This window comes from Streptococcus pseudopneumoniae, assembly GCF_001072315.1.
Lineage (GTDB): Bacteria > Bacillota > Bacilli > Lactobacillales > Streptococcaceae > Streptococcus > Streptococcus pseudopneumoniae_R.
In genome coordinates this window covers 1-379 of the sequence record NZ_JVLI01000092.1, presented here as the reverse complement: position 1 = coordinate 379, position 379 = coordinate 1, and the positions used below count along the sequence as shown (strand labels likewise).

The following is a 379-nucleotide window of genomic DNA, read 5'->3' as shown; positions in this document are numbered from 1 at the left end:
CGACTTTAAAAGTTCTTTTAGAAGTTTTTTTCTCCAGTTTCGCCTTATCTAATTCCTGCTTAAGGAAGGCTTGCTTTTTATTGTTCTTATCTAATTCCTGCTTAAGGAAAGCCTGCTTTTTAATTTCCTCTGGACGAAGTGCCTTTCCTTCTTTTTCAAGGTTTTTTCCTTGTTTCTGGATATTCTTGTACTCTTTTTGTATTCTCTTATACTCTTTTTGTATCTTCTTGACCTTGTTCTTAGAAGCTCGAAATTGGCTCCGACTCTTCTTTACCAACTGACGTTTAGAGTGGGTCTGAGATTGTAGCTTCGTAAATTGTTTTGCGCTATCTTGTTGAACCGTTCGGTAATTCTTACGAACTTTTTCTAGCTTTCGATC

General features: G+C 36.4%; 1 pseudogene. It reads right to left on the bottom strand.

The features are described 5' to 3' along the window. Window positions 1-379: pseudogene (locus ADH54_RS04320) on the bottom strand (peptidase M23); the annotation flags it as partial.